The 5,842-nt window shown below is 40.5% G+C and carries 7 protein-coding genes; all 7 read left to right on the top strand.

Annotation, left to right across the window (positions count from 1 at the left end; all coding sequences use genetic code 11):
- Nucleotides 1-254 precede the first annotated feature (254 nt).
- Nucleotides 255-389, top strand: a complete 135-nt coding sequence (locus H2O73_RS22240; protein WP_005448127.1) for a hypothetical protein — start codon at nucleotides 255-257, stop codon at nucleotides 387-389.
- A 304-nt stretch (nucleotides 390-693) separates the two neighbouring features.
- Nucleotides 694-1,488 carry an HNH endonuclease gene (locus H2O73_RS20080; protein ID WP_182110700.1) on the top strand — a complete coding sequence of 265 codons (795 nt, stop codon included), beginning with the start codon at nucleotides 694-696 and terminating at the stop codon, nucleotides 1,486-1,488.
- A 164-nt stretch (nucleotides 1,489-1,652) separates the two neighbouring features.
- Nucleotides 1,653-2,021: a VOC family protein gene (locus tag H2O73_RS20075; protein WP_005592614.1), complete on the top strand. Its 369-nt coding sequence runs from the start codon at nucleotides 1,653-1,655 to the stop codon at nucleotides 2,019-2,021.
- 1,249 nt (nucleotides 2,022-3,270) lie between these two features.
- Nucleotides 3,271-3,804, top strand: coding sequence for a hypothetical protein (locus H2O73_RS22155; protein ID WP_182110699.1), 534 nt, complete (start codon nucleotides 3,271-3,273; stop codon nucleotides 3,802-3,804).
- Nucleotides 3,805-3,843: 39 nt separating this feature from the next.
- The gene (locus H2O73_RS20065; RefSeq protein WP_306464279.1) at nucleotides 3,844-4,266 is read left to right on the top strand and encodes a hypothetical protein; all 423 of its coding nucleotides are present in this window, start codon (nucleotides 3,844-3,846) and stop codon (nucleotides 4,264-4,266) included.
- 140 nt (nucleotides 4,267-4,406) lie between these two features.
- Nucleotides 4,407-4,853 (top strand): GyrI-like domain-containing protein, encoded by a 447-nt coding sequence (locus H2O73_RS20055; RefSeq protein WP_182110698.1) that lies wholly within the window; start codon nucleotides 4,407-4,409, stop codon nucleotides 4,851-4,853.
- A gap of 167 nt (nucleotides 4,854-5,020) precedes the next feature.
- Entirely contained in the window at nucleotides 5,021-5,662 is a 642-nt protein-coding gene (locus H2O73_RS20050) for a hypothetical protein (RefSeq protein ID WP_062855274.1), read from the top strand.
- The last annotated feature ends 180 nt before the right edge of the window (nucleotides 5,663-5,842 follow it).

Below are 5,842 nucleotides of genomic sequence, written 5' to 3'. Positions count from 1 at the left end.
GCAGCTAAAGTCTGGGTCTCACCTTACCCTGATTCGTGAGTTATTATCCATACAAGGCGTTTAAGACGGATTCCCAACGCTTAGCGTTTTCGGTTCGCTTTGAATTTAGTGTTTACGGCACAATGGTTGAGGTTAGGTGGCCTGCGTTGCTCACCACTTAACGCGGCGTTATGCTTTTTTCTGGAAATCGTTAATATGAGCGCTTTATCAATAGTTTGATAGACTTGTGACTTGATGGTGAAGGAGGGTTTTACATGGGGACTATAATTGGCTTAGCTGTTTTAGCTGCGATAGATTGGTATCTTGTTCGTAAAACAGGACTTCATATACATCAACTAATTGCTAAAAAGTATGCAGAGTATTTAGATGGTAAAGAAAATCGCAAATAGAGTTTTTGGGCAACAGCCTAACTCTATAAGACCAGTGATTTTTACCGTGTGGGCATTAATGATAAATTGGTATTGCTTCATAGTGGAACAATGTGAAGTTTGAAAGTTTGTCTATTGTGCCTGCTGATAGCACAAGCATAACAAAGCGTTTAAGACGGACTCCCAACGCTTGGCGCTTTCGGCTTTCTTCAGTTTAAGTGTTTATGTCACAATGGTTTAGGTAAGGTGGTTTGCGTTGCTCGCCACTTAACGCGGCGTTAGGTGCTCGGGCGAATATTGCTAGATTAGTGGTAGATAGAAGAAGATGAAAGCGGAAACAAATGAGTTCTTAAATTTACAGGGTTATCCAATCTTTGAACGGATTAAACCTTTAGTGAGGCTATTAGATGTAAAGTACGTCCGTTGGTGGTCAAAAGAAAATATTACTACAGCAGAAATTCATATTGTTCACCCTGAAGTCAAGCACATTACTATTGGTACCGGTTCGCACTACAGTGGGCGTACTAGAGTTGCAATTTGCCTTAAAGATACGACTTTCTTTGAAAGCTTATATGGAAAATTATCGCGCAAAAATTCAACCACATACGTGAGGTTTGACGACGATGGTTTTGAAATGATTCGCCATATTGCCGGTGACTGGGAACATGAACTTTCCAAAAGTGATGTTGAATTTGTAGAGTTAGTCAATTCAGCCATTAATTTAAACTCATTGGATGAGTATGAAAAAACAGCAATGGTTAAACAAAGAATCGGACATAGTAGGTTTGCTAAACAAGTGAAAGCAAGAGCAGGGAATGTTTGCCAAATTAACGGTGACATATCACGTAACCTGATAGCATCTCACATAAAACCATGGTCTTCTGCTCGAGACTATGAAAAGGTCGACTTGAACAACGGGCTGTGCCTTTCTCCCAACTATGATGGGCTTTTTGAAGTTGGACTTATAGGTTTCAATGATGATGGCTCTATAATCCTTAACGGCTTATCTGAGAGTGAATTACGAGCATATAGCTTAGATGGCACTGAATGCATAAGTGTTAAAACGGGACAATCGAAGTATTTAGCTTGGCATAGGAAATATAAGGTTTTTAAAAAGTAACGCACCTAACAAACAATTTAAGAGTGATTCCCCACGCTTGGCATTTTTGGTTTGGGTTAAGTTTAGTGTTTACGGTGTCCAAGTTGAGTGTCGTGGCAGCGTGGCTCACACCTTAATTGGGCGTTATATGCTTTCGGGTTTCTAGTAATCAAAAGGACTTCAAAATGATTTTAAATCACGTTTCAGTTGGTACTTCTGATGTGGTGGCAGCCGTTAAGTTTTACGATTCAGTGTTGTCTACATTGTCCATTAAGCGTTCTCACTATATCGAAAGTGTAGCGGCTGCTTATGGTGAAAACTTCGAGTTTTGGGTTGGTAGTCCTTGCGAAGGTAAAGCGACTTCGAGTAACGGATTACATATAGCTTTCAATGCCCCAAATAAAGAATCTGTTGACCAATTCTATGCCACAGCAATCGAGCTAGGTGGTACATGCGAAGGTAAGCCGGGTTTTAGACCAGAGTATGGTGAAACTTATTATGCGGCATTTATTCGAGACCTTGATGGAAACAAAATTGAAGCAGTCATAACGTAGCTTCAAACACGCATATAACAAAGCGTTCAAGACGGATTCCCAACGCAAGGTGTTTTCGGCTTACTTTGGGCTAAGTGTTTATGTCACAATGGTTTAGGCAGAGTGGTAGGCGTTGCTCACCACTTAACGCGGCGTTATGCAATGAGAGCAAATTTGGCAGAAATCTTCTTTATTGTTCCCTCTGGCTACCCGTTTTCTAATGTCGGCAAATCGGCATTGTCGTTCTCAATTTTTGAATATTTCCAGCCGTAAAGCATGCCTAATTTCGCGGGTTGCCTCATTCAGTTTTCGATCTGGTAGATGGTGAGTTTTGCGAGCTTAAAGTGTGGAAAGGGTAAAGTGAACGACGACCTAAGCTTGCTGAAGCTCTGGCTCGTTTAGTTATTTGTCGCAAAAGCCTTCTTACGCGCTGAAGTTGAGTGTTCTTTACTTGTTGAGGCTTCAGATTTCTTAAGTTCGTGAACTTCGTAGAGTTCTGTTGTTTTGGGAAATGACTTTGACTCAATGGCTTTGGTTTCTGTGGTAAGTTGCTGGCTATGTCGCTGTATTTGCATAACAAAATGTTCAAAGAGGATTCGCAACGCTTGGCGAATTCTGTTTAAATTCAGCAATGGTGTTTAAGGCGGTTTATCGTAGCTTCAGCGCAATACGTCGCTCACCCCTTAACATAGCGTTATGTGTAAACGAAATTTGAAAATGTAGGAGGGCACTTTGCCCGAGAGAAAATTAGAAAAATATGTGCGGTGGCAAGATTACCGAATTAATCAGCTTTCATTTTCAATTAATTTGTTTTTGAGCTTTTCAGTTGCCTCTCTTGCATATGCTATTAACGAGCTACTTAAACCTACAGTTTTAAACGATGACCTACTGAGGCTTACAATCGAAATGTGGTCATTTAGCTGTCTGTTTGGAGTATTAGCCACTATTACAAGGCTATTAGATTTCAGGTATACGGCAAGGAAACTGCGCAAAGCAAGTTGTATAAATCGTTTTTTATCGTGTCACTTAGGTAAGCTGACTTGGGCTTCATTTTGGGGACAAATTATATTCTACGTGGTTGGGGCTTACATGTTCGTATACGGACTCGTGTATAACTTCGGCACATACACATAACAAACAATTTAAGAGGGATTCCCAACGCTTGGGATTTTTGCTTCTACTTCAAGTTTAGTGTTTATAGCACAATGCTTTAGGTTGGGTGGTAGCGTTGCTCACCCCTTAATTGGGCGTTATAAGCTAGGAGGGCATCATGGAACAAACAAATATCGATAAGTATTTCATTACAGTTATCGAGGCTGTAGATGTATTACACAAAAACAAGTTCATGGGACAAGCATTAACAATTATTTACTCCACAATAGATGCATGTGGGCTGTTAGACGCTCCAGATTCCCAAGAAAAAGCGACAGGTAGTTCGTTTAAATCGTGGGTGAACAAATATATGCTTGAAGATGAATCACTAGAGTGTAATGCAGATGATCTTTGGGGAGCTAGATGTGCAGTGTTACATACTCACACCTCAACTTCTGACTTGTCAAAAGCCAATAGAGTGAGAGAGATTCAGTACATTAGTGGTCCCCCTCAACATCCAGTTGTTGAAGCGTTTATGATCGCCTCAAAAGAAATTGGTGAGGGTAAAGTGGTAGGTATCAATGTTGATATTCTGGTAATAGACTTTTTAAAAGCTATCGCCAAGTTCTCTAATGAGTTTTCTGAAAGGGCAAAGCAATCTGAAGTGTGTCAGGAACGGGCTTCGAAAATTCTACTGCACTTCGCCTTGTAGTACGCTTATAACAAACAATTTAAGAGTGATTCAGCACGCTTGGCATTTTTGGTTTGGGTCGAGTTCAGTGATTATGGTGGTCAAATTAAGTGTTGTGGTCGCGTGCTTCACACCTTAATTGGGCGTTATGTTTACGGGGTAAATTTGGTCATGTTTGAAATGATAAACACTATTCTTGCTCTTTTGGCAGTAGTGATTTCACTTGTTGCTTTAATTCGAACTAGAAAAGTCTCAGAACAGCAAAAGGTATTAACAACACAGGCAAATCGAATATCAGCTTTAACAACGCTTTTAAGTGAGTACAAAAATCGCGCGAATTTATTCGAAACCGCTCTAAATGACGGGACTGTTGAAAGAGAAAACCTAAACAGAATCGGCATGGAAAATGCAGTGGAAGAATATCAGGAAAAGCAGTATCAAACTCTTGAACAACTGGAAAAAGAGCTCAGTGGGCTGAAATAAACATAACAAACTGTTTAAGAGTGATTCGCAACGCGTGGCATTTTTACTATGCGTTGGCTTTAGTGTTTAAGGTGGTATGCGGGAGTTTCGGTATTGCGTTGCTCACACCTTAACAGGGCGTTATGTAAATGGAGTAAAAAATGGAAGTCGTTGAAGTAAAAGGGTTTGAAATCCAAGGTCTAATCCTAAGAACCCGCAATGAAATTGAAATGAACCCCGAGACGGCTAACATTCCAAAGCACGTTGAGTATGTCGACTCAAATCTAGTTATTGATTATCAGTCCGGAGCCAGAGCGTATAGTGTTTACTGTAATTACGAGTCAGACGTCAATGGCTACTTTGACGTATTAATGGGCTCAAATGAAGTATCCTCATCGAATATTGAGTTGTCATCAGTATCCGTAGTTTCGGGTTCTTACCTGAAGTTTGAATCTGAAGGCGAGTTTCCTACAGCTGTTATCGCTGCTTGGCAGTCAGTTTGGTCTTACTTTGACTCTCCGAGTTGTGCGCATGAAAGGGCATATACAACAGATTTTGAGCAGTACGACAGTGCTACCAAAGTCAGTGTCTACATCGCGCTGAAATAATTTACATAACAAAGCATTTAAGACGGATTCCCAACGCACGGCATTTTCGGTTTTCTTCGGTTTAAGTGTTTATTTCACAATGGTTTAGGCTAGGTGGTAGGCGTTGCTCACCACTTAATGCGGCGTTATGCAATTTTAAACATGTCAGTAAAAATGGTTGGATATTTATGAAATCAAGAGATTTAAAAACAATTTATGACGTTATTGTAACTGAGTACAAGATGGAACATATCGGTGAAGGTCGGTTCTTGCACTCGTTTAAGCCGAAAACGACGAATACTTTGTATCAGTTCGAGGCAAATGGAGTCGCAGAAATGGAAGAAGGCGAAAGGTACAACATCGGATTCCGCGAGGACAAAGATGGGCGTAAGATCGTCGACTTATCGTGTATTTCAAAGTCAGACAGTGTAAATCCAATGTTATCCTACATGTATGCAAAAGAATTTTCTAAAGCTAGGCATACAGTTAACAAACAGAAAAACGACGAAAGGGTTACGCATGAAGCCACCGATGGTTATTACTGGGGCAAGAAATATGCGTGGCGCGAGTTTGGTCTTGTTATTTCAAAGGATGCTTTTTATGCCTACTTGGAGCAAATCGGTCACCCTAAAGTGCCTTGTATAACGGCAAATCCAGATATGGCATTTAGCAACGATCCTTCTACAGCATACAAAGAAGAGGGTTTAGCCGAAGCCATGGAACTGCTAATTACGACCGCTGAGAAAAAAACTAAGGCTCTATACAAATCACCTCATTACAGTAAACGTTTCTCTATTCGAGGTGTTGAAGCTATTACGGATAAAAAATAGCATAACAAACTGTTTAAGAGTGATTCGCAACGCGTGGCATTTTCACTATGCGTTGCGTTTAGTGTTTAAAGTAGCATGCGGGAGCTTCGGTATTGCGTTGCTCACACCTTAACAGGGCGTTAGGTTTGCGCGGAGGAAATAAGTAACTATGAAATGGATTTTCGGTCTATTAGTCTCAAT

The organism is Vibrio marinisediminis (genome assembly GCF_014050145.1).
Classification (GTDB): Bacteria; Pseudomonadota; Gammaproteobacteria; order Enterobacterales; family Vibrionaceae; genus Vibrio; species Vibrio marinisediminis.
Note: the sequence above shows the minus strand (reverse complement) of the source record. Positions and strands in the feature narration are given on the sequence as shown.